The sequence below is a fragment of the Persicimonas caeni genome (assembly GCF_006517175.1).
GTDB lineage: Bacteria > Myxococcota_A > Bradymonadia > Bradymonadales > Bradymonadaceae > Persicimonas > Persicimonas caeni.
In genome coordinates this window covers 4660649-4683712 of the sequence record NZ_CP041186.1, presented here as the reverse complement: position 1 = coordinate 4683712, position 23064 = coordinate 4660649, and the positions used below count along the sequence as shown (strand labels likewise).

At 64.6% G+C, this 23064-nt stretch carries 20 protein-coding genes; 5 read left to right on the top strand and 15 right to left on the bottom strand.

The features are described 5' to 3' along the window. Positions 1-156: 156 nt before the first annotated feature. A complete protein-coding gene (locus FIV42_RS17235) occupies positions 157-3066 on the top strand; it encodes a molybdopterin-dependent oxidoreductase (protein ID WP_390619665.1) in 2910 nt (969 codons plus the stop codon). Next, positions 3063-4034: a TorD/DmsD family molecular chaperone gene (locus tag FIV42_RS17230; protein ID WP_168210723.1), complete on the top strand. Its 972-nt coding sequence runs from the start codon at positions 3063-3065 to the stop codon at positions 4032-4034. Before FIV42_RS17235 ends, FIV42_RS17230 begins: the two co-directional genes overlap by 4 nt. A 31-nt stretch (positions 4035-4065) precedes the next feature. Here FIV42_RS17230 and FIV42_RS17225 read toward each other — a convergent pair whose 3' ends face one another. The 9 genes from FIV42_RS17225 to FIV42_RS17185 all read right to left on the bottom strand — a co-directional run bounded on the left by FIV42_RS17225 (position 4066) and on the right by FIV42_RS17185 (position 14228). After that, positions 4066-4332: a hypothetical protein gene (locus tag FIV42_RS17225; RefSeq protein ID WP_141198892.1), complete on the bottom strand. Its 267-nt coding sequence runs from the start codon at positions 4330-4332 to the stop codon at positions 4066-4068. A 378-nt stretch (positions 4333-4710) separates the two neighbouring features. Then, positions 4711-6288, bottom strand: coding sequence for a hypothetical protein (locus FIV42_RS17220; protein WP_141198891.1), 1578 nt, complete (start codon positions 6286-6288; stop codon positions 4711-4713). Positions 6289-6482: 194 nt separating this feature from the next. Then, the gene (locus FIV42_RS17215) at positions 6483-8156 is read right to left on the bottom strand and encodes a vWA domain-containing protein (protein ID WP_141198890.1); all 1674 of its coding nucleotides are present in this window, start codon (positions 8154-8156) and stop codon (positions 6483-6485) included. Positions 8157-8254: 98 nt separating this feature from the next. Then, a complete protein-coding gene (locus tag FIV42_RS17210; protein ID WP_141198889.1) occupies positions 8255-9628 on the bottom strand; it encodes a sigma-54-dependent transcriptional regulator in 1374 nt (457 codons plus the stop codon). 2 nt (positions 9629-9630) lie between these two features. Beyond that, entirely contained in the window at positions 9631-11247 is a 1617-nt protein-coding gene (locus FIV42_RS17205; RefSeq protein WP_141198888.1) for a sensor histidine kinase, read from the bottom strand. Continuing rightward, a complete protein-coding gene (locus tag FIV42_RS17200) occupies positions 11244-11933 on the bottom strand; it encodes a hypothetical protein (RefSeq protein ID WP_141198887.1) in 690 nt (229 codons plus the stop codon). The genes FIV42_RS17205 and FIV42_RS17200 overlap by 4 nt, the downstream gene beginning before the upstream one ends. Before the next feature lie 16 nt (positions 11934-11949). Next, positions 11950-12675, bottom strand: coding sequence for a hypothetical protein (locus tag FIV42_RS17195; RefSeq protein WP_141198886.1), 726 nt, complete (start codon positions 12673-12675; stop codon positions 11950-11952). Between the two features lie 23 nt (positions 12676-12698). Beyond that, on the bottom strand, positions 12699-13298 hold the full coding sequence (locus FIV42_RS17190) for a hypothetical protein (protein WP_141198885.1): 600 nt from the start codon (positions 13296-13298) through the stop codon (positions 12699-12701). Positions 13299-13496: 198 nt separating this feature from the next. Next, positions 13497-14228 carry a class I SAM-dependent methyltransferase gene (locus FIV42_RS17185; protein WP_141198884.1) on the bottom strand — a complete coding sequence of 244 codons (732 nt, stop codon included), beginning with the start codon at positions 14226-14228 and terminating at the stop codon, positions 13497-13499. Positions 14229-14381: 153 nt separating this feature from the next. On the opposite strand from FIV42_RS17185, the gene FIV42_RS17180 reads away from it, so the two are divergent. Together FIV42_RS17180 and FIV42_RS17175 are read left to right on the top strand one after the other, a co-directional pair. Further along, positions 14382-14885, top strand: a complete 504-nt coding sequence (locus tag FIV42_RS17180) for a DUF523 domain-containing protein (protein WP_141198883.1) — start codon at positions 14382-14384, stop codon at positions 14883-14885. 139 nt (positions 14886-15024) lie between these two features. Next, complete coding sequence (locus FIV42_RS17175) at positions 15025-16542, top strand: PAS domain-containing sensor histidine kinase (protein WP_168210722.1); 1518 nt, start codon at positions 15025-15027, stop codon at positions 16540-16542. 7 nt (positions 16543-16549) lie between these two features. Here FIV42_RS17175 and FIV42_RS17170 read toward each other — a convergent pair whose 3' ends face one another. From FIV42_RS17170 to FIV42_RS17155, 4 genes are all read right to left on the bottom strand, one after another. Next, positions 16550-17683, bottom strand: coding sequence for an SDR family oxidoreductase (locus tag FIV42_RS17170; RefSeq protein WP_141198881.1), 1134 nt, complete (start codon positions 17681-17683; stop codon positions 16550-16552). 58 nt (positions 17684-17741) lie between these two features. Then, positions 17742-18236, bottom strand: coding sequence for a hypothetical protein (locus FIV42_RS17165; RefSeq protein WP_141198880.1), 495 nt, complete (start codon positions 18234-18236; stop codon positions 17742-17744). Positions 18237-18487: 251 nt separating this feature from the next. After that, positions 18488-19492 (bottom strand): sigma-70 family RNA polymerase sigma factor, encoded by a 1005-nt coding sequence (locus FIV42_RS17160; RefSeq protein WP_141198879.1) that lies wholly within the window; start codon positions 19490-19492, stop codon positions 18488-18490. 350 nt (positions 19493-19842) lie between these two features. Beyond that, entirely contained in the window at positions 19843-20745 is a 903-nt protein-coding gene (locus FIV42_RS17155; RefSeq protein WP_168210721.1) for a universal stress protein, read from the bottom strand. 191 nt (positions 20746-20936) lie between these two features. Here FIV42_RS17155 and FIV42_RS17150 point away from each other — a divergent pair, with 191 nt between their 5' ends. Then, positions 20937-21494 (top strand): DUF1440 domain-containing protein, encoded by a 558-nt coding sequence (locus FIV42_RS17150; protein WP_141198877.1) that lies wholly within the window; start codon positions 20937-20939, stop codon positions 21492-21494. A 3-nt stretch (positions 21495-21497) separates the two neighbouring features. Here the strand turns inward: FIV42_RS17150 and dusB are convergent, their stop codons facing one another. Continuing rightward, positions 21498-22556, bottom strand: a complete 1059-nt coding sequence (gene dusB, locus FIV42_RS17145) for a tRNA dihydrouridine synthase DusB (protein WP_141198876.1) — start codon at positions 22554-22556, stop codon at positions 21498-21500. Positions 22557-22565: 9 nt separating this feature from the next. Then, positions 22566-23009, bottom strand: a complete 444-nt coding sequence (locus FIV42_RS17140) for a lipocalin-like domain-containing protein (protein WP_141198875.1) — start codon at positions 23007-23009, stop codon at positions 22566-22568. Between the last annotated feature and the right edge of the window lie 55 nt (positions 23010-23064).

Here is a 23064-nt window from a genome sequence, read left to right as displayed (position 1 = left end):
CTCTCTAGACAGCAGAACACCATGAACATCAAAAAACTCCTCTCCATCATGCTCGACGCGGGCCCTCTGGGCTCCGAGAAACCGGCAGACGGCCCCACCAACGCGGCCGGCGAAGCGCTGCCGACCTTCGCCGAGGCCAAGCCCGAGCGCGTCGAGATGCTCGAGATCGAGCATGACGACGGGCGCATGAGCCAATATCCGCCCGCCGACAAGTGGGACGATTGGGTCGAGTGGGACGCCAAGGCGTGGCCCAAAAAGGTCGCGCGCAACTACACCTTGGTGCCCACGGTCTGCTTCAACTGCGAGAGCGCCTGCGGCCTGTTGGCCTACGTCGACAAGAAGACCTACGAGATCAAGCGCTTCGAGGGGAACCCGGCCCACCCGGGCAGCCGCGGGCGCAACTGCGCCAAGGGCCCAGCCACGCACAACCAGATCTACGACCCCGAGCGTATCCTCTACCCGCTCAAGCGCGTCGGCGAGCGCGGCGAGGGCAAGTGGAAGCGGGTCAGTTGGGAGGAGGCCCTGGAGGATATCGCCCAGAAGATGCGCGAGAGCCGCAAAAAGCGCCGCGACGGCATCACCTACCACGTCGGCCGCCCCGGCGAGGACGGCTTCGCCAACCGCTGCGTGGCCGCCTGGGGTGTCGACGGGCACAACAGCCACACCAACATCTGCTCGTCGGGCGCGCGCTTCGGCTACTGGTTCTGGGGCGGCTTCGACCGGCCGAGCCCCGACCATGCCAACGCGCGGGTCATGTTGCTCATCTCGAGCCACCTCGAGACGGGCCACTACTTCAACCCGCACGCCCAGCGCATCATGGAGGCGAAGGAGAAAGGCGCCAAGATCATCAACTTCGACCCGCGCCTGAGCAACACCGCCTCGAAGAGTGACGTGTGGCTGTCGACCTGGCCCGGCAGCGAGCCCACGGTGCTCCTGGCGATCGCCAACCACCTGATCCAGAACGACCTGTACGACAAGGAGTTCGTGCGCAAGTGGGTCAACTGGAGGGAGTTCTTGGCCGGCTGGACCGACCACATCGAGAGCCCCAAAGCACGCGCGGTCATCGAGAAGGCACAGGCTGCAGGTGAATTCGACGAGCCTTCGTTCGAGCTATTCGACCGCGTCCTCAAGGCGCTGTACGCCGAATTCACCTTCGAGCGCGCCGCCAAAGAGGCCCAGGTCGAGGTCGAACGCGTCCGCCAGGCCGCCGAGCTCGTGGCCGACTGTGACGGCAAGCTCGCCACCCACACCTGGCGTAGCGCCTCCATCGGCAACCTGGGCGGCTGGCAGGTCGCCCGCTGTCTCTTCTTCCTCAACGTGCTCACCGGCAGCGTGGGCACGCCCGGGGGCACCTCGTTCAACAGCTGGAACAAGTTCAAGCCCAAGCCGATGTCGGTGCCCGACCCGCAGCCGGCCTGGGACGAGATGCAGCTGCCGGACGAGTACCCGATGGCCTTCTTCGAGATGAGCTTCTTGCTGCCCCATTTCCTCAACGAAGGTCGCGGCGACATCGACGTCTATTTCACCCGGGTCTACAACCCCATGTGGATCAACCCGGACGGCTTCGTGTGGCTCGACGCGCTCAAAGACCCCGACAAGATCAAGCTGCACGTCGCGCTCACGCCCACCTGGAACGAGACGGCGTGGTTCGCCGATTACGTGCTGCCGATGGGCCACAGCGCCGAGCGCCACGACCTGATGAGCCAGGAGACCCACGCCGGCCAGTGGATCGCGTTTCGCCAGCCGGTGCGCCGCGTGGCCATGGAGCGCGCGGGCAAGACGGTCGACAAGACCTGGGAGGCCAACCCGGGCGAGGTCTGGGAGGAGAGCGAGTTCTGGATCGACCTGTCGGTGCGCATGGATCCCGACGGCGAGCTTGGCGTGCGCCAGTGGTTCGAGAGCCCGTATCGCGACGGCGAAGTCGTCACCGTCGACGAATACTTCCGCTGGATCTTCGAGAACAGCGTGCCCGGGCTGCCCGAAGCAGCCGCCAAAGAGGGCCTCGAGCCGATGGAGTACATGCGTAAATTCGGCGCCTTCGAGGTCGAGAGCGACTACTACACGCCGTATGCCCGCCGACTCGACGCCGCCAAGGCCGAGGAGACCGACGAATTCGGCCGCGCGCTCGACGCCGACGGCAACCCCGTCGGCCTCGAGATCGACGGCGAGCTCTACGAGGGCTTTGGCACGCCCAGCCGCAAGCTCGAGTTCTTCTCGCCCACGATCGCCGAATGGGGCTGGCCGGAGCAGCAACACGTGATCCCGTGGACCCTTCGAAGCCACGTGCATCCCGACGAGATCGACATCGCCGACGGGGAGATGCTCCTGCTTCCGAACTTCCGACTCCCCACGCTCATCCACACCCGCAGCGCCAACGCCAAGTGGCTCTACGAGATCAGCCACAAAAACCCGATCTGGATGAACCCCGTCGACGCCGAGCGTCTGGGCGTCGAGACCGGCGACCTGGTGCGTGCGACCACCGAGATCGGCTACATGGTCGACCGCGTCTGGGTCACCGAGGGCATCAAGCCCGGCATCATCGCCATGAGCCACCACCTGGGGCGCTGGCGCCTCGAAGAAGATTTGGGCGGCAACAAGGGCACGACGGCGGTCGCGCGCCTCGAAGAGGACGGCAAGGGCGAGCACAAGCTCAATATCCTGCACGGCGCGCGCGCCTGGAAGAGCTTCGACCCCGACACCAGCCGCATCTGGTGGGAGGACGTCGGCGTGCACCAAAACCTGACGCACCCGGTCCACCCCGATCCGTTGAGCGGCGCGCACTGCTGGCTGCAGAAGTGCTGGAACGTCAAAAAGGCCGAGCCCGGCGACCGCCACGGCGACGTGTGGGTCGACACCAAGAAGTCGATGAAGGTCTACCGCGACTGGCTCGCCATGACGCGGCCGGCGAGCGAGCACAGCCCTGACGGCACGCGCCGTCCGTACTGGCTCAAACGTCCGATCAAGCCGACCAAAGAAGCCTACAAGCTGCCGGACAGCGACCAGAAGTCTTCGCCGGCAAAGGAAGCGCCCGAAGCGCCGTCCCCGGTCGGCGAGGGGGCCGAGTGACTCTCGACGCATCCCAAACAGCACTGGCAAGAAGCCGGGTCTATCACCTGCTCGGCAAGCTCTTTTTGTACGGTCTGACCGACGAGACGCTACCTCACGTGCGCGCGGTCGACGAGTTGGCCGACGCGCTGTCGGTCTTCCGTGCCCAGACAGGCGAGCTCGACCTCGACAGCGCGGCCGCCGACTACCAGCATATCTTCGGGTTCAACGTCTTTGCGTTCGGGTCGACTTTTCTCGACGAGACCGCCCGCGTGGGCGGCGACGAGACCGAGCGCGTCACCGACGCCTACCTCGCCGCCGGCTTCCCGGTGGTCGAGACCGGCGAGGCCGCCGACCATCTGGGCGTCGAGCTCAACTTTCTGGGCTTTTTGGCGCGCATGGAGTCGGAGCACACAGGCGACGACGCCGAGCACGCCCGCCGGCTCACCCGCACCTTCCTCGACGAGCACCTGCTCGCCTGGCTTGCGCCCATCACCGTGGCGATTCGCCGCCAGGGGCACCCGTTCTTCACCGCGCTGGCCGACCTGACGCTCGAGATGGTCTGCGACCACCGCGCCGACCTCGAGCCGCCCGACGATCAGAGCCTGCGTGAGCTCCCCGAGCCGCCCGACATCCTCGAAGACCCGAAGACGGGCCTGCGCGACATCGGCAAATACCTGCTCACCCCGGCGTACAGCGGGATTTACCTGAGCCGCGACGATATCCGCGCGCTGTCGCGCGGCGGCGAGTTGCCGGCGGGCTTCGGCGCCCGGCGCACCATGCTCAACAACCTGCTGCGCTCGGCGGCCGACTACGACGGCCTGACCGACGTCCTCGACGGGCTGCGCGTGCTCGTCGAGCAGATGCGCGAGGCGCATCGAGCGTTCGCCAAGACGTGCCCGCCGCCGGCCGGGCAGATGGCGGAGATGTGGCTTGGGCGGCTCGATCGAACCGAGGAGATGCTCGGGCAAATTGCGGCGCATGTGTGATTCGGGCGATGGCGCAACGAACCTGCAAGGCCTACACCTCACGCCCATCCAGCACCCTCACCGCCTCGACCAATCGCTCCAAGGGTTCATTGTACTCGAACGCATATTCGCCCGTGCCGGGCTCGCCATAAACGAGTTCGCCGTCTTTGATATACATCCAGTCCGATGAGGCCCCGAGCTCCAGCAGCAAATCCTCGACGCCCGGTCGGCTCAGGTAGCGGCGTATCTGATCGTTATCGTCGCCCCAGATCGTAAACGCCTCCTCGAGGTACGGCAGCCCGACCTCTTGGCTACGCACGGCCGCGTTTAACTCAGGTAGGACAGCGTTGTACCGCTGAGAACGAATGACGCGCTCGGGTATCACGACCAACCCGTCGGGAGTTTGTTCGCCAAGCTGGGCACGAAACACGAGAGAGGTACCTCCGCCCCGAATGTCGAACAAGACGCCTTGGTATGCTCCCAGCATTCGCTTCGGTTCGAACCAGCCTTTGCGGTAATCAAACCCCAATTCCTTGGCGACCATCTGCAGCGGGTGCGGGCGAAACACCAAATACACAATGACGCCCAGGGCCAAGAGAACGGGAGGCGCCAAGAAGAGAAGTTCGCCCCCGTCGGGCCATACAAGTGGTGGCATTTTGAAGTCCGTGTCGAGTGAAGAGGATGGTCAGCGTCCGGGTCAGTCCAACATTGTGGAGGCCGCGTCATACGCCTCCCCTAAGACGAAGTTGTACGCCTCGCCGATGGCCACATTCGACCCCCATCGCACTGCATCTCCCACGACACTCTGGCCTCTCAACGTCATACTTGGGGCCCTCGAGCTGGCGATATGCAACGCGATAGCTTTGTTGCGGGCGTGCTTCGCCGCCTCGACGGTGTTTTTGTCGGTCTGCCCGTGGGCTTGGGCCTGTTCGGCGAGCTCCACATCTTGCCACGCGTTAACCATCCCCGGGGCGGCGCCTGCATTGCTTGTAGCAAAGCCAACTAGCCCCCCTGCAGCTGCGCCTCCCGTGGCGAGGGTGACGCCGATGCCGGCAGCGATGAGGATGCTCGACTTGGCGATGTCTTCCTCGAACAGATTGCTCTCCGCCTCAGCCTTCTCCTGCTCCATGACCGTCCGGAGCCCTTCCAACGCATCGTCGCCAAGTCTGGCAGGACCGCTCGACAACTTGTGCATGAACATTTGGCGGCCGAGCTTGAAGGTGTCGTCGACCAACACGCGATGATCATCGTTCGAATTGCCCCGGAACCGATCGCTCCTGAGCCGGCGAACAAGCCCTTGCATGTTGTCGGCGGCGTCGTCGAGAGCGTCTTCCAACGCCTGCTCCAGGTCGGTATAGGCGCCATCGGTGACAATCGATGCCCCCGGACCTTCAGCGCCGCCTCGTAGCGCAGCGATCTTGTCCGGATGACCGTGCAGCTCGGCGAGTTCGCTGGCGATTGCGCGCGCGTCATCTTCGGGAACCCCAAGCGTGGCGACCATCATTTGAGCAATCTGGGTACTGTCGGACGATTTCTCCGCGAACGACGCGAGCACTTCGCGCCGGGCGCTCGGGTCGGCATTGAACCGATTTTGAATGGAGAGTTTCGCATTCTCCAACGTCGTCACAGTCCCCTCGATGAACTTGTCCTCGAACGCATTGAGCACGACATCTTCGGTCGCCGCCAGGATCCTGTCGCGTATCTCGGCGACTTGCTCTTCAGGGACATCTCCACTTCGCATGAGAGTGCGCGAGATATTGTCGGCAAAGTCGGCGCGAGCGCCCGGACGCAGTTGAGCTGCGAAGTCGAGCTTCTCCTCCCAAGCGTTCTTGCCGAATGCGTCGTTGAGCATTCCCCGCATGTCGTTTTGATCCATCTTGGCGAGCTCGCCGGAGTTGGAACTCAGGGTCTCGTGAAAGTCGGCGAGTTGTTCATCGCCCCCGCTGACCTCGTCAATCGCGGCCTTCTCCGCTCGGGCCTTCGCCCGGGAGTTTTCGGCTATGAACTCGAACAGCGTCTTCTTGCCGGCCTCGAACACAGCCTCCTCGACGTCGCCGTCTTTGGAATGCTCGCCGACGAACGCCTCGAAGTCCTCGTGGACCGCCGGCCCCTTCTGCCACACATCCTTCGCTGTCTCGCTCAGGCAGCCACCGACGTCGTCGAGGGCCTCCTGCACGTTGCTCTTCCCCGCCCCCTCGGCCGGCGCCGAGGTCGCATCCGTGTCGGTCATCAAACCCGTGGTGGAGCCGCCGGCTCCGGATATTTTGTCTGCCATCGCGCACCTGCGCTCTCGTGTTGTCGTCAACCGGATCGAATCGAGGAGGGTCTTCGTCCCCTCCTATTACGGTTTTCGGCAGAGAGGGCCGATTCGTTGCGTACTTTTTTCAGATTTCTCGCGAAATCGCGGCTTGAAGGGGTTCTTGGAGGGGTCAAGAAGGTCACTTTTCTAATCGTACAAATCGAAGAGCCTCAATGCCCATACGCTTCGTAGCTCACCTTCACCCTTCCTTCGCCGCCCTCGATCCGGTCGGGACGATACGAGCCGAAAAAGGAGATCGAGTTGGTCTCGGGAAAATAATCGTAGCCATCGACGCGGCTGCGGGGCACCGGCTCACCATCGAGCTCGACGCCGAGGGTGGCGGTGATCGGTACTTCCGCCAGCACATTGCCCGACGATGCGCCGGAAGCCGAGTAGATGATCTGCTCGATAGTCTGCGAAATGTCTTCGGCACACAGCGAAGAGTAGGCTCCTCCCGTGGCTTGTGCGATGCGTCGATACGAGGTGCCGTCGAGACCGCAACCGTCACTGTCCCCCACGATGGCGTAGGCGGTCGTGTTGGCGGCAAAGAAACTCTCGAAGTCGTCATAGAGCAGTTGGCCCTGCGGGGTTTGCAGCCGATCGTCTTGGAAGGTCTGGGTCTCCTCGTCCGACATGAAGATCGTGATGAGCTCGGCGCCCGGACGCAACGCGTGCTCGGCGTCGCTTCGCATCGTCTCGATGCCCGATCGGGCCACCTGGAGTCCGTACTCCTCGTAGGTGTTGCCCGACCAATTGGAGACCGTGGCGACCTCGCCCAGAAAGGGCTCCAGCTCGGAGTGCCACCCGACGTCCTCACGCAACCTTCCCTCCCCGTCTTCATCCATCGTGGTGACGCCGAGCCGGTAGTCGAGGCTGGTGTTGTTCAACTCGGCGTAGAATTGGTTGGCCACCTCGGCGACCCGCGCGTAGTCGTCCACCATCGAGCCTGATTGGTCGAGCACCCAGTAAAAATCGGCCTTGGCCGAGCGACGGCCGCGGTAGACACCGCAATGAACGTGGGTCTGTCGGCGCGCCGACGCCAAATTTGTCGTGTTGGTCAGATCATCGAGCAAACCTTGCAGGGTGGGCTCGGCCGCGATCCGGCGCGACGGCGCCAAGGCGAGCGTCGTAAGCATCTGAGTGCGCTCGCCCAGATCGCGCGCAACGACAGCGAGTCGGACGTCGAACGTGTCGAACCGTTCACCGGTATCAGCAGGCAGCCCGCGCACCCGGTCGATACCAAACGGCGTCATCCTGTCGAGCAGCAGCTTGCGAAGCGCTGTCGAGGAGATCGGATTCGGCGTCGACAGCCTGTAGCGCCCTAACACAGCCCGGTGGCCGTCGTGGGTGCCAAACTCGCCGCCGTTCGACTCCTGCAGCAAGCTGCCGAGCGCGGCGAGGCTCACCCGATGCTCTGCGAGCATTTGAACGGCCTCGCTGCGCGACGGTCCGACGGCCGTCGACCACAACAACCCCGCCACCTCGCGCTGCGTATCGCCCAAAGCGACCGCGCTCCACCGCGCCTGGGACGGCGCACTGTCGACGATGGTCAGCTCGCGAAACGACGAGACGCTCGACGGAACCGCCAGCTGCCAATCGGCCGAGCCGCCGGTGGCGTGAAAGCTCACCTCCCGTCCCAACCGTTCGTCGCAGTTCGACAGTTGCTCGAGAGGCTCGTCCTCCGGCTCGTAGACCGGCGTGTCGTCGCCCATGTCGAGCTCGTCTCGCAGCACCCACTCGCTGTCGTCGAGGTCGTGGCAGGTGCAATTGGGCGCAAAGCAGGCCGCAAACAGGACCACAAAGATCAGTCGCTTGCCCACCTGGGCCGATAGCATCTTCGTCACGTCGTTCGCCCCCCTCGTCGTTTGTTGCAAAATGAGTCGTGGGTTGCTGAGTGTAGCAAAGAATCGACGCGCGCCCTAATCCGACGAGTTATGCGCGTCTACAACCCATACCGCTCGATCTTGTTGAGCAACCCTTGCCGCGACAACCCCAGCTCCTCGGCCGTGCGGGTGCGATTGCCCCCGTGGCGCACCAGCGCCGCCTCGATCTCGCGGCGCTCCAGCGCCTCCACCTTCTCGTGGAGCGTGGCCTGCGTGTCGGGCGTGGCGGCGCCGGCGGCGACCTTGTGGCCGAACGAGAAATCCTCGGGCTCGAGCACGTCGCGCTCGCCCACCAAGACTGTGGCGCGCTGCATCTCGTGGCGAAGCTCGCGCAGGTTGCCCGACCAAGCGTGCTCGAGGAGCGCGGAGCGCGCGGCGTCGGAGAGGGTTTTGACGCGGCCGTCGGCCGACAGCGCGGCGGCCTGATTCAAAAAGTGCGCGGCCAAAATAGGGATGTCGGTGGGTCGGCGGCGAAGCGGCGGCAAGGCGATCTCGGCGCCCTTGATGCGCCAGTAAAAGTCTTCGCGAAACTCGCCGGAGGCCTGCAGGGCGTCGAGGTCGCGGTTGGTCGCCGAGATGATGCGCACATCGACGGTCTGAGGGCGGTCGGCGCCCACCGGGTGGATCTCGCCCGACTCGAGGGTGCGCAAGAGTTTGACCTGCAGGGACGGAGGGGTGTCGCCGATTTCGTCGAGGAACAAGGTGCCGCCATCGGCCTCGGCGAAGACGCCCGGGCGGTCGGTCTTGGCGCCGGTGAAGGCACCTTGGACGTGGCCGAACAGCGTCGACTCGAGCAAGGTTTCGGGCAGCGCGCCGCAGTTGACCGCCACGAACGCCCCGTCGGCGCGCGGGCTATGCTCGTGGATGGTGCGCGCCATGAGCTCCTTACCGGTGCCATTTTCGCCGGTGACGAGCACCGGCAGGTCGCTGCGAGCGACGCGCTCGGCCATGCGCACCGCGTTCTCGAAAGCGGGGCTCTGGCCGATCATCGCGCCGGCCGGGCTCGAGGCGGCCAGCGAGTCCTGCAGGCTCTCGACCTGGCGCTGCAATTTCGTGCGCGCCACGGCGCGTTCGACGACGATGAGCAGCACGTCCGGGTCGACTGGCTTGGTCAAAAAGTCGAACGCCCCCTCTTTGACCGCGCGCACGGCAAATTGCGTGTCGCCGGCGCCCGAGACGACCACGATCTTGGCGCGCGGGTTCTCCGAGAGCATCTCCGAGAGCGCGTCGAGCCCCTTCTGGACGCTGCCGTCGGGCGGCAGCATCAAGTCGAGGACGACGACGTCGAAGTCGCCCGACGAAAACGCCTCGCGCGCCGACGGACGATCGTCGGCGCGTTCGACCTCGTAGCCCTCACCCTCCAAGAGCTTGCCGTAGACGCGGCGAAACGCGCGGTCGTCGTCGACGAGTAGAATGCGTGCGTTGTCGGACATGCTCATCCCTCGGTTGCTGTCGCTGCAGCGAGTACGTGTTGATGGCGAGGCAGCGCGATGGTGAACATCGCGCCGCCCAAATCTTGGGAGCGCCCCGCCTCGATCGCGCCGCCGTGGCGCTCGACGATGCGTCGGGCGATGGCCAGGCCCAGCCCGGTGCCGGTGCGCTTGCCCTCGCGCTTCCGGCCGGTCACAAACGGCTCGAAGAGCCGCCCGGCGAGCTCTTCGGGGAGCCCCGGACCGTTGTCCTCGATATGGAGTTCGAGCGTGCCGGCCTGCAGTGATCCGCGCACTCGAATGCGCGCCCCGTCGGTCTCGTCGAGGGCGAGCAGCGCGTTCTCGAAGAGGATGACGAAGACCTGGTTGAGCTGGGCCTGATCGGCCTCGATGACGCTTATTTTGTCGCTCAACTCGACGTCGAACTCGGCCTGACCGATCTCGGCGAGCGCTTGACGCGCCGACGAAAACGCCAGCTCGACGACGTCGCCTACCTCGACCATGCGAAGCTCGAGCTCGCGCGGGCGGCCGTAAGCCAAAAGCTCGTCCAAAAACTCGCTGGCGCGCTCGATCTGCTCGCGCATCTCGTCGATCGTGTCGCGGTCGACACCTTCGGCCGACAGCATACGCACATAGGCCGAGAGCACCCCGAGCGGGTTTCGAACCTCGTGGGCGATCGCCGAGGTAAACGTGCCCAGCTCGGCGAGCCTCTCGGCCTGGTCGGCGCGGCGCTCCTGCTCGGCGAGCTCGTCGGCCAGCTGGGTGGCGTCGGCCTGGTCGCGAGCGATTACGCGCCCCATCGCGCCTTGTAGATGCTGGCGGATCGGCTCGAAGGCCAGCGCGGCCATCGCCAGCAAAAAGAGCGCGCCGAAGCGATATTCGGTCACCAGCGGCTCGGCGCTCTCGGACATGAGCGTGAGGACGCCGAACAAAAAACCCGCCGAGATGAAGGCGGTCATCGCCGCGTACAGCAGGCTTCGCTCCATCAGGCGCCGGTCACGGGCGCGCTGGCGTGCCTGGACGACACCGGTGAGCACCAGCAGTGAGCCGAGCACCGCGAAGAGCCCGTAGGGCACGACTTGGCCGTGCGAGAGCATATAGGCGTTGAACCAGGCGCCCGAGTAGCCCAAGAACCCGGCGCCGAGAAGGCCCAGCATCTGGCGGCGGCGCTGGGGGTCGTCTTCGCGCCGCCAACCGCGCACGAGCGTGGCCATGGGCACCGACGCGGCGATCATCGCCAGCGCCATCGACTCCCAGAAAAAGGGGCCTGCCGACAGGTCGACCGGATCGTACAGAAGCCCGGGCACCAGGGCGCCGGCGGCGGTGATGACCGCGGCGACGGCGTAGGCGAACCACACCAGGCCGTAGGACTTCTGCTCGGTGAAGTCGTAGGCGGCGTGCAGGTAGCTGGCGACCACGAAGGCGCCGCCCGCGGCCAGGCGCTCGCCGATGGGGGCAGTCTCGGGAAAGTAGGTGAGCAAAAGCGAGGCCGACCAGCCGGCCGTCGCCAGACAATAGGCGGCCAAGCCCCGGGCGCGCTGGCCGCGCAACGCTGCGGTGAAAAAGAGCAGCAGCGCGACGCAGAGCACCGGGATGAGGCTGTAGGCGTACAGTGGAGTCATCGGGTCGACAAAAGTCCTTCGGAGAGCCCCTCGACGGTGGCTGCAATATCTTGGATCAGCCCGCTGACCTCGTGTTCGGGTCGGTCGGCGAATCGCAACAGGCGAATCTGCGAGCTGATCTCCTCGATTTCGAGGATGGCCCGTTCGAGGTCTTCGCTCAAGGCCCGTCTCATCTGCTCGAGCCGACGGATATTGCGAAGCCGGGCCTCGACGCTGTCGCGACGCGCCCGATTGTCGGACTCCGCGTCGGCGCGGAGCGCCTCGAGCGCGCGCTCGGCTCGCGCGGCGTCGAACTCGTCGGTGGCCAAGAGCTCGTCCATCTCGCCGATGCGCCGCGCCATGGTGGCCAGCGAGCCGGTGAGCTCGCGTACCCGCTGCATCTCGAGGCCGAGCACGTCCTCGGCGACGCCGTCGAGGCTCGTCAGCGCGTCGAGCAGACGCCTTTCAGCCCGGTCGACGCGCGGGTCGAGGTCGGGCGGGCGCGGCTTGGAAGCGCGGTCTGACGACGCGCCTCGGTTGGCCGCGCCTCCGAGGAGCACGGGGGCGAAGAACGGCCACAAGACCAGGTGCAGCGCAAAGCGCGCCGCCCCCGCGGCGAGGCTTTGGATCGGGCTCGCCAGCCACATCGCCGAAGCGACGACCGCGCCGATGATGCCGTAGATGATGCTCGTTTCGGTGATTCCCATCATATCCTCCAATCGTTCAAATCACGGTTCCCAAGAATTCGCCCAGGCGCCACAGTGCCACCGGCGCGACGGTCGAGAAGACCGCCCCCCAACACAGCACGAGCCGAAGCATGATGTTGCCGCGGCGCTCGTGGGTGATGGGCAGACGCTCGACGAGGCGCTTGAAGCTGCGGTACAGCGCGGCGATACCCACCAAGCCGACGGCGAAGGGGAGCCACATTCCCACGAGCACCACACCGTTGGCGCCCAGGCCCAGGTCGAAGCCCACGCCGATGCCCAGCGCGAGCGCGGTGTAGAATGGGAGCACACCCAGAAGCACGACCGAGGTGCGGGCCTGCACGCGAAGCGACTGAGCGGTGATCAGCCGAAACGAAGCGTCTAATCCGGCGAGCTGGGTGTAGAAGTAGAAGCTCGGCAAGCAGATGCCGATGGCGGCCAGGAATGCCCCCGAGAAGGCCAGCGGCATCCACAGGGTGGGCGTGCCGGCGGTGAACCAGGTGCCCAGGGTCGACGTCTGGGCGGCCAAGCCGACCACCACGCCGTAGAACCCCAACCCGAAGACCGACAGCAACAGCAGCTTTTGCACCGTGCTGGCCAGTTGTCCTTCGTCCATCACCAGGTCGTCCATCGGGCGGCCTTCGCTCAAGACGAGTTCGAAAAAACCTTCCGATTTGTCCTCCAACACGGTGTCAGACATTTCTGCGTCCACCGAATCGATATTCTCTGCGCTCAACGTGGTCATACCATCCTCCTTCATTCGCTCGATCAAAAGTTAAAGATACCAAACAGGTAGAAGAGCTCGGCGCCGATGACGCCCAGAAGCGCCAGCCACAGGTAGGCGAAGAAGTGGCTCTTGCGGGGCTCGAGCTCGCGCATCACCCGCAAGAAGACATCGGCCATGCAGAAGCCCACGCCGCTGAAGACGACCACGTTGACCAACCAGCGCACCGACGACCACGGGAGCGCCAGCGTGAAGAACCAGTTGATCGGCACGCTCGCCAGCAGCGCGCTCGCCCCGAAGCTGACGGTGATCGAGGCGGCCAGCGCCGTGCTGGTGAAGTTGATCTTGGAGCCGAGGATGCGCCGGATGATGTAGAGCGCAGGAAACGCGATGCACCAGGCGAGCCCGGCGGCCAGTGGGGTGTAAAACGCCCCGGAGACCATGCCCTCGGGGCCGCGGTGCATCTGCATGGTCAGCCCGTAGGCCGCCACGCCGACCACGGCGTTGAGCAACAGCACTCCGAAGACGGCCGCAGGCGGTGCGTCGTCGGTCTGCTCCTGCCACCTCTTGGCGAGTTGCTCGGGCCGGCGTACGGCAGTGCCGACTTCGACTAGAGCCGACTTGAGTTGAGATGCGATTGCCATGGGTTGCCTCCTGTCGTTTCCCAAAATTGGGTGTAGAGTGACGATTCCGTCGAATCGCACAGACAGGAGAGCAAGGGCTGTTCCAAGGGCAGATCGCCCTCAGGAAGTGCTACGGCAGGGGTCGAAGATAAGGATGGGGCGCGAGCGTGAAGGAGGTGGACGCTCGGGTGTCAACCAAGTTGACAGGCCCCCGAATGGTCAGCGCGCCAGCGCGTAGTTCACGAAGGTGTAGCCGAAGCCGTGGCCGTGGTTGCGGCTGTAGGTGTGGATGATATTGAAGTTCGCGCCGCGCAGTTCTTCGTCGAGTTCGATCTTGGAGACCCAGATGCGCGTGCCGGACGCCGAGATGTGCGTTTCGGGATCGACGTCGAACTTGTCCGGATCGAAGAAGCCCTCGCGCGTCATCGTCTCCGAGAAGAAGATCCCGCCCGGGTGTAGCACACGTGTCGCCTCGCGCAGAAACGCCTCGCGGTCGGCCGGCTCGACCAAGCAGTGCAAGCAGTGGTTGTCGACGACCAACCCGAACTCGTCGTCGTCGAAGTCCGACAGGTCGAGCACGTCGGCCACGACAAAATCGATGTCGAGATCGGCCTCGTCGGCGTTCTGTCGCGCCAGCTCGATGGCAGTCTCCGAGTAATCGACACCGACGACCGAGTAGCCGTACTCGGCCAGGCGCATCGAGGCCTGCCCGCCGCCGCAGCCAAACTCGATCGCGCGTGTGCCCGGCTGGGGAGCCCAGCGTGAGGCTAAGAAGCGATCGAGCGCCACATACGAATCGGTGGCCTCGGAGTCATCGCAAAGGTGACGTTGTTCGCTGGGAAGATCATCCCAGCCTGTTCCGCCCGCTTCCGCGATCGCCTTGTAGGCCGGCTCGTGGTCGTAATAGACGCGCTGGGCGTCTGGAGACTTCTCTTGTTCGTCGCTCGCCATCAATGTGCCTTCAGACTGAACTACAGGTGGGACAATCGAACCACCTTCTTGGCGTTCCGTCAACTTATCCCCACATGTAGATTAGACATCGAGGCGTCAGGAGCCAAGAATTGCCTGTGATTGACAGGTCGATACGCAAGGAGGAGTCGCGAAATGAGTCAGCGAGAGTCAGACGCCGGTGTACTGGTCAGCGCCTGCCTATTGGGCCGCAAGGTGCGCTACGACGGGGGCCACTCCCAAGCCGAGAGTGCCATTTTGGCGCGTTGGAAGGCCGAGGGACGGATATGTGTTTTTTGTCCGGAGGTCTCCGGCGGCCTGCCCACCCCGCGCCCTCCGGCCGAAATCGTGGGCGGCACGGGTGCCGACGTGCTCGACGGCCACGCCCGCGTGGTCACCGAGGAAGGCCAAGACGTGACCGCGTCATTCGTGCGCGGGGCCCACAACGCGCTTCGCGCGGCCCTCGAAGCCGGCGCCAAAGTCGCCGTGCTCAAGAGCAAGAGCCCGTCGTGCGGCTCGAAGACCATCTATGACGGCACCTTCAGCGGAACGCGCCTCGCCGGCCAAGGCGTCACCGCTGCGTTGTTGGGCCGCCACGGCATACGTGTGTTCGACGAAGCAGAGTTTGCAGCGGCCGATGCCTATTTGCGCGGCCAATAGCGTCTCGACATCCTCGTCGACACGCCCCATAATCGAGCTTCCCGTACGACAACCTGAGGGAGCGTCAGCTGTGAAAAAGGACGACTTAAAGGCGGATAGTTCGCGGTCAACGTCTGGTAACGGGCTACCGACATGGCCAGTGCCGTCGTTCAAGTTCATCGTGGAGGCCATCAACGAGGGAATCCTGCTGTGCGACCTCGACGGCAAGTTGTTGTACGTCAACGAGCGCATGGCCCAGATGCTGGGGTACCGCGTTGACGAAATGGTCGGCGACTCGCTCTTCTCTTTTATGGCCGCCCCATGGGCCGAGCGCGCCCGTAAGAACCTCGAGAGACGAGCCCAGGGCATCTCCGAGGTCATCGAACACGAGTTTCGCACTGCCGACGACCAGCCACTGCAGACGCTGGTATCCACCCAACCCATTCGCGTGACCGGTGAAGCGTACGAGGCGTCCCTGGTCGCGATCACCGATATCTCCGAGCGCGTCAAAGCGCGCACACGGCTCAAGCGCTCTGAAGAGAGTTTTCGCACACTCATCGAGAACTCCCCTGAAGGCATTGTCATCCACCGCGACGAGCAGGTGGTGTACGCCAACCCGGCCATGGCGGAGTTGCTCGAGTACGAGAGCCCCGCCGACCTGATTGGGATTCGAGTCGACTCGTTTGTGCTGTGCGAGGAGAGCCGAGCGGCTGCGCGCCAGGCGAACAAGCGCAAGGCCCGGGCGCAACGAGCACCGTTGCCTCATATCGAGCTTCGCCTGCGCACACGCAACGGCGAGCGAGTCGTGGTCGAGGAGACGCGGTTCGAAGGGACCTTCGACGGTCAGCCTGCCATGATTTCGCTGATACGAGACATCAGCCAGCGCAAGAGGCTGCAGGCGCGCACCATGGCCCTCGACCGGCTCGTGGTGGCGGGCACGTTGGCGGCCGGAGTGGGCCACGAAATCAACAACCCCTTGGCCTTTTTGACCGGCCACCTCGATCTTGTTCACACCGGTGTGGACGAGTGTCTGGACCTCGTCGAGCGCTTCGGCGCGTCCGACGCAGACCTCGACACCGATCGCAGCGACATCTCCGACATCTTGCTCGACATCCAGCACAGCCTGCGCGCGGCGACCCGAGGGGCGCATCGCATCCGCGACATCATCGACCACCTGCGTATGTTCACCCGCGACGAAGTCGCGCCGCCCTACCCGATCGAGGTGTCCGAAGTCCTCGAGACGTCGATCCGCATGGCCTCGCACCAATTGCCCGCTAACACGCGCCTGGTGCGCGATTACGGGTCGGTTCCCCCGGCTTTGGGCCACGAGTCGAGCTTGGGCCAGGTGCTGCTCAATATGCTGATCAACGCCGCCCACGCCATCGAGGCGGCCGACTCCGATCGCGGGGTGTTGCGAGTGGTCTTGGACCAGCTCGACGGCTGGGTCACCATCGACATCGAAGACAGCGGCGTGGGCATCGCACAATCGCACCTCGATCGCATCTTCGACCCCTTTTTCACCACCAAAGAACCCGATCAGGGCACCGGGCTGGGCCTCTCCATCAGCAAGCAGCTCATCGAGCGCATGGGCGGCGAGCTCGACGTCGACAGCGCGCCGGGCGAGGGCACGCGCTTTCAAGTACGCTTGCCCGCTGCCCCCGAGCTCGGCGCCGAATAACCACGCCTCAGTCGCGGCGCTCCTGGCGCTTCTCCTTGTCGTCATCGGAGCTCAACAGCTTGGCCCCCAGGCTGAGCAAGCCGAGCTTGCCGCTGGCCTTGGCGGCCTTGCCGGTCGTCTTGGCGGCGACCTTGGTCACTTTTCCCAGCGCGTACAACGCCCCGACGCCCAAGGCGGCCACCCCGGCCGTGGCCAACACGGGGTGGAGGCGCGCCTGGGTGTAGAGACTCGAGCCACGCACCCGCCCGTCATAATCGCCGTAACGCGACGGCTGCTCGTTGCGCATCGGCTGGAAGAGGTTGCCCTGGCTGGCCCCATTCGTGGGACGGTCGGTCTTCTGCGCGTCGAACATCGTGCGCTCCATGAGCTTGTCGCCCAGTCGCGGGTAGTTCTCGCCGACGACGTTGAACTGCTTGGCGCCGGCGCCGATGAGCACGTCGCGCTTGGGCTTGCGCGCGCAACTCAAGATGGCGCGCGCGACCACCTCGGGCTTGTAGACCGGGGGCGGATAAGTCGGCTCGACGTCCATGTAGTTCTTGGCATGCTTGGTGAACGGGGTGTTGACGCTCCCCGGCTTGATCAACGTCACCGTGATCGGGTCGCCGGCCTCCTCGAGCTCCATGCGCAACGCATCGGAGAACGCCTTGATGGCGTGCTTGGTCGCCGAGTAGTGCGACAACAGCGGCAGCGCGGTGTCGGCCACCATGCTCGCCACGTTGATGAGCGCGCCGCCACCGCGCTGGCGAAGCACCGGGATGGCCGTCTTGCACCCGTGGACGGTGCCGAAGTAATTGACGTCGAAGAGCCGCCTGGCGTCGGCGATGGGCACCTCTTCGCTGCGCCCGTAGACCGCCTGAGCGGCCACATTGACCCAGGTATCGATGCCGCCGAATTCGCGGGTGGCCGTGCGCGCGATCTCTTCGACATCGCGTCGGTCACTGACGTCGGCCGGCACATAGATGGCGTGTTGCCCCTTGGCGTGAATGCGGTTGACGATCGTGGCGAGCTTATCCTCGCTGCGCGCCGCCAAGACCACCCGCGCGCCGCGCTCGGCGGCCATCTCGGCGGTGGTCATTCCGATCCCGCTGGAAGCGCCCGTGACGACGATCACCTGCTCGTTCAAGTCTTTATGCTTGCGCATCCTCCTCCCCTCCAAATGTTGTGTCGTGAGTTGTGAGTTGTGAGTCTCGGTCGGGACGTCACGAGGCAACGGTCGGCCTGCCCCATTCGCTCGGTCGGCTGATCCAGACAAAGGCGGCCCCCGCCACCCCGCCAAAGACCAGATGAGAGAGTGCGGTCACCCAACTTCTCGCCTCGGCAAACCAGGGAAAGACCCCGGTGAAGACGAAGAAATTGACCATGTAGAGCAGCAGGCCGAACCCCGCGCCGATTAGCGCGGCCATTCCCACTGATTGCAGGCGCACGAACAAGCCGATGAGCGCCGCGTACACGATCGACAAGCTCAGGTGGAGCGCCAGCGCCAACACGAATACTCCCGCGTCGAAAACCTCGAGTGGTGTGAGCACCTCGGGCCCCATGACGATGGCTGCTCGCATGCGCGGAGGCGCCCAGGCGCTGAGGCCCGTAAGCGGCACAAGCGCCATCTCGACGATCAGATAGACGAGACCGGCGATGATCCCGGCGAGGACCAACGCCCGCCAATCGAAAGGCCGATCCTGTTGGGTCTGTGCCATCGCGTCGTCCCGGGGCAGTTGGAGAACCAGACATCCCAACCTCACCCCAAACCTAAGGATCTCGACGCCGCGGTCGACCCCCAAGCGCTCCCAACCGGGCCCCCAAGAAGCCAAAACGCCGGCGCCACCCCGTGAGGAGGGTGGCGCCGGCGTCTCGATGACTCGTTCTCCCCGACTCCGCTGCGCTTCGCCGGGGGCTATCGAGTCAATATGCTGCGCCCTGTCGGGCTCGGCTTGTTTTGCTTACTCTCTTACGGCTCCAGCCACGAGATCTCCACGTCGTCACCGACGCGGTCGAGCAAAAACTCCTTGAACTTGCCGCGGATCTCGACCTCGACCTGACGGATACGCTCCTTGGAGACATCCCAGTCGTAGCCCAACTCCTTGAGCGTCTTGGAGTCGTCGACGATCATACGCTCGAACCAGATGGCCTTCTCGCGCGGATCATCGAGATACTCGCCGAAGGCCTCGATCGACCCTTCGATCTGCGAGGAGATCTCGTATTCGGCGAAGGCGTCTTCGGGGGCGACGTGGTCGCCTTCCATCAACTGGCCGACGGTGGTGCTGTCGTAGCCCGGCGCCGGCGCGTCGAGCGCCACGGGAGGGGCGTCGAGTTGGGCGCCCACGCGGACCACCTCTTTCTCGTCGACCTCCAGGTAATCGGCCACGCGACTGGCCGTGGGCTTGACGCCTCGGCGCGACAGTTCGCGACGCGCTTTTTTGAGGTTGTAGAACAACTTACGCCCGGCGCGCGACCCGCCGATACGTACCGGATGAACGAAGTTCATCAGGTAGTTGAGGATCATCGCGCGGATCCAGTACTGCGCGTAGCTGGTAAATTTGACCCCACGGTAGGGATCGTAGCGTGTGACCGCCTCGGCCAGGCCGACGTTGCCCTCTTGGACAAGGTCGAGCATATCCGCCCAGCGGCGCTTGTACTCTTTGGCCAGCTTGACCACCAAACGCAGGTTGGTCAGGATCAGAAGCTTGGCCGCGTCCATGTCATCTTCCTCGACGTAACGTCGAGCAAGTTCCTGCTGGTCGTCGGCCGGCAACGGCTCGACTTTCTGCAAACGTGCCATGTAGGTAGCCACCGGATCGGCGTCCGCAGAGATGTCGAGCGCCGATAACTTGTTGGCTGTGGCAAGGTCGAGCAGCTCGTCTTCTTCCTCTTGCTGTTGATTCGCAAGCTGCTCTTCGGTGACGACTTCCACGTGGGCCTGGTCCGTGTCGACTCTAGACTCCACTTGGTTCATCTTCGTCCTCCTCGTCAATAAATTGGGAAACCCGCCTCAAGTGTTCACTTCAAGCGAGGAGCGATGATGAAGCTACTACGTCAGTTCCGCTCTCTATGGTTTCGATGCGTCTCGAGGCCCGCGCGTTTCAAGTTTGTCGAGCTACGGGGCGGCTCGAGAGCGTGTTGAGAGATAACCACGAGACGCCGCCGGTCAAGCCGGGCAGGGTGTCGGGGCGACAAGAACCCCGGCGAGCACCGCCTGTGGGCGGGTTTGGAGGCCAAAAGGTTTAATGATCGTTTAATACAGCGTTAAACCGGCTGGTGCCGCGTGCCGAGGCGATCGCCCTTTGGCCCTGTTCTTTCTGTGCGTCATTTCTGTGCGCGCACGACCATGACTTGACAGGGCGCGTGGCGCAGCACTTTGAAGGCGGTGCTGCCCAAAAAAAGCCGCTTGAACCCGCGCCGGCCGTGGGTGCCCATCACGATCAGGTCGGCCTCATCGTCACGCGCAACTTCGACGATACTCTCGGCCGGGCTGCTGTTGGTCACCGAGCTCCTCCACAGCTTGAGCCGGTGGTCGACCCCGCTCAGATCGACCTCGGCCACAAACGCCTCGAGCGCTTCTCGCCGCTCGGCCTCCAGGCGCTCCAGGGATTCGGGAGCCGGCTCGGAGTCGAGCTTGAGGAGCCCGCCGTAAGGCGCCACGTAGTGGTGGACGATGTCGAGTCGGGCGTCGTGGAGCTGAGCCAACTCGACGGCGTGGCGCAGGCTGGCTCGGCTGCACTCGGACAGGTCGACCGGCGCGACGATCGACCCGATCGCCTCGGTGTGCGCGTCGGGCGGGACCACCAACACCGGCACCGTCGACTCGCGCACCACCTCCTCGGCGGTGCTGCCAAAAAGCATCCCCGACAGCGTCCCCGCCCCGGTGGGACCGAGCACCACCAGCTCGAAACTCTCGGCGCTCAGCGCCTCGAGCACCCCGACGCCGGCGAACTTGAGCTCGACGCCAAAGTCGACCTCGCTCGGGCGCAACTCTTCGGCGACCGCGTCCTGGTAGGTCCGCTCGAGCTCGACGAGCGCGTCTCGCTTGGCCGAGGCCAAGATCTCTTCGGAGTGGCTCACAAAGTCCTTGAGCGCGACGCCTTCGGCGGCCGCTTCCAGACAGTGCAACACCACAAGCTTCGAGTCGCTCCGACGCGCGTGCAGCGAGGCGGCGCGCAGCGCGTTTTCAGAGCCGGACGATAGATCGGTGGCGACGAGTACAGACATCTTCACATTCTCCATTTCGGGACATCCAAAGGCATACGGCAAGGTAAGAACTGAGCGCCCAAACGGCAACCACGGCCACGGCACAACTTGCTTGGGCGGGGCCAGTGTTCAGCTTTGGGTCGTACCACAACCATGACTGAAAGTGCTGTTTGCTCCCCGAGTATCCACCCTACTTCTCTGGAACGCGCATCATGAGAAACTCCCGGAACCACAGCCTCTTGACCGACATCGTCATCGGCACGGCCGGCGGCCTGGTGGGCACGTTGGCCATGCAAGCTTATTGGAAGGCCGTCACCACAATTTCAGGCTCCGATCCGCGCACCGAGACCCGCAAGACCAACGGGCAGACCACCTCCATTGCGCTGCTGGGGACTCATCACAAGGAGGGAGAATCGTCGACCGCCGCCCTCGCTCGGCTGGGTTACGAGGCGGTGGAACACCACGAGCCGCCCCAGAGCCAACAAGAGAAGCTCAGCCAACTGGTCCATTGGACCTACGGCGCTGCACAGGGCGCCATCTACGATGCAGTGGCCGAGCGACTGCCCGGCCCGCGGTGGGCCAAGGGATTGACCTACGGGGGCGCGATGTGGCTTTTGGGCGACGAGCTCGCCGTGCCGGCGTTGGGGCTGGCCGAAGGACCGCGCAAATATCCGGTGCGCCAGCACGTACACCGTCTCGGGTCGCACCTGGCGTACGGACTGGCCGCGGCGTTCACCACCAGCGCGCTGCATCGCATGTTGGAAGATTGATTCTCAGGACGCCTTGGCGCCGACCTCTCGGCACGCCTCACAAGCCGCGTCGACCGCGCGCATGATGTCGGCGCGGCTGTGCAGATCTTTGAGCTTGCGCCGAAGCGTCTTCTCCCCGGGGGTCCCCCGAAAATACCACAACAGGTGCTTGCGGATTTCGAAGGTCGTGCGCTCTTCGCCGAATGTGTCGATATACAGGTCGACGTGGCGGGCGAGCGTGCGGCGCTTCTCGGCCAGGTCGGGCCGTGCGGGCACCTCCTCGCCGGCCAAGTCGGCGGCGAGCTCGCGAAATACCCATGGGTTGCCGAGCGCGCCGCGCGCGACCATGACCGCGTCACATCCGGTGGTGTGAAACATACGCCGAGCCGACTGCCAGTCATGCACGTCGCCGTTTCCGATGACGACCATGTCGACGGCCTTCTTGAGCTCGGCGATGATCGCCAGGTCGACGTGGCCGTCGTACATGTCGCTTCGGGTGCGCCCGTGAATGGTCACCGCCGCCGCCCCGCCGTCTTGCATGGCTCGGCCGACGTCGACCGCGTTGCTCTCCTCCCAGCCCGCGCGAATCTTACCGGTCACCGGCACGTCGACCGCGTCGCTCATCGCCCGGAAGATCTCGTAGATGAGCTTCGTATCTTCGAGCAGCCCCGCCCCGCAGCCGTTGGAGACGACCTTGCGCATGGGACAACCCATGTTGAGGTCGACCACGTCGGCGCCCTCTTCGGCCACAATCGCGGCCGCCTCGGCGAGCACCGACGGCTCGTTGCCGAAGAGCTGGACGCTGACCGGGTGCTCCGAGGGGCGGATATCGAGCATCTGCCAGGTACGCTCGTCACCCTCGACGAGCTTGCGCGCGTGGATCATCTCGGTGACCACCAGCCCGGCGCCCATCTCTCGGCAGATCATCCGGTACGGCGGGTTGGTCACCGCCGCCATCGGCGAGAGCACCACCGGCGGGTCGAGGACCACGTCGGGGCCGAGCACGCACGGGTCGCGCTCGACGGGGCCGGGCACCGGCCCGCCCCATCGAGGCGGCTTCAAGTTGTCAAAGGAGATGCCCATAGGGCTCCGTTACTGCTTTTTGACGATGTAGTAATCGCTCAGCGTGTAGTTGAACCACTTCATTTGACCGGCGGCCCACTCGTCGGCGCGGTAGTAGGTGGCGTCGCTTCCCGTCTCCATCGACAGGCGGATATTGCGCCCCTCGAGTTGCCACTGGAACGGATTCTTGGCGTCCATGCCGATCGTCGGCACCACTTGGTGATACACGCCGGTACCGTCGTTGTTAAACGTCCACGTGATCTTGGCGGCGTTCATCGGCTCGCGCTGGCCGTCGGCGTCTTCGGTGTGGGTGTGCTGCCAGGTACCGACGAGCGTCTGGCGAAGCTCTTGTTGCTTCGTCGCCTCGAGCGGCGCGTCGGTCACGGGCGTGCTCGACGCGCAGCCGGCTGCGAGCATGACAACGGCGGTGAGCAGGCAAACAATCCAGCGATGGCAAAGCGAAAAGAGGCGCATCGGATCTCCTCGATGGGGGTGTTAGAACTTGCGGCTAAACTGCCACGCCGCTCTC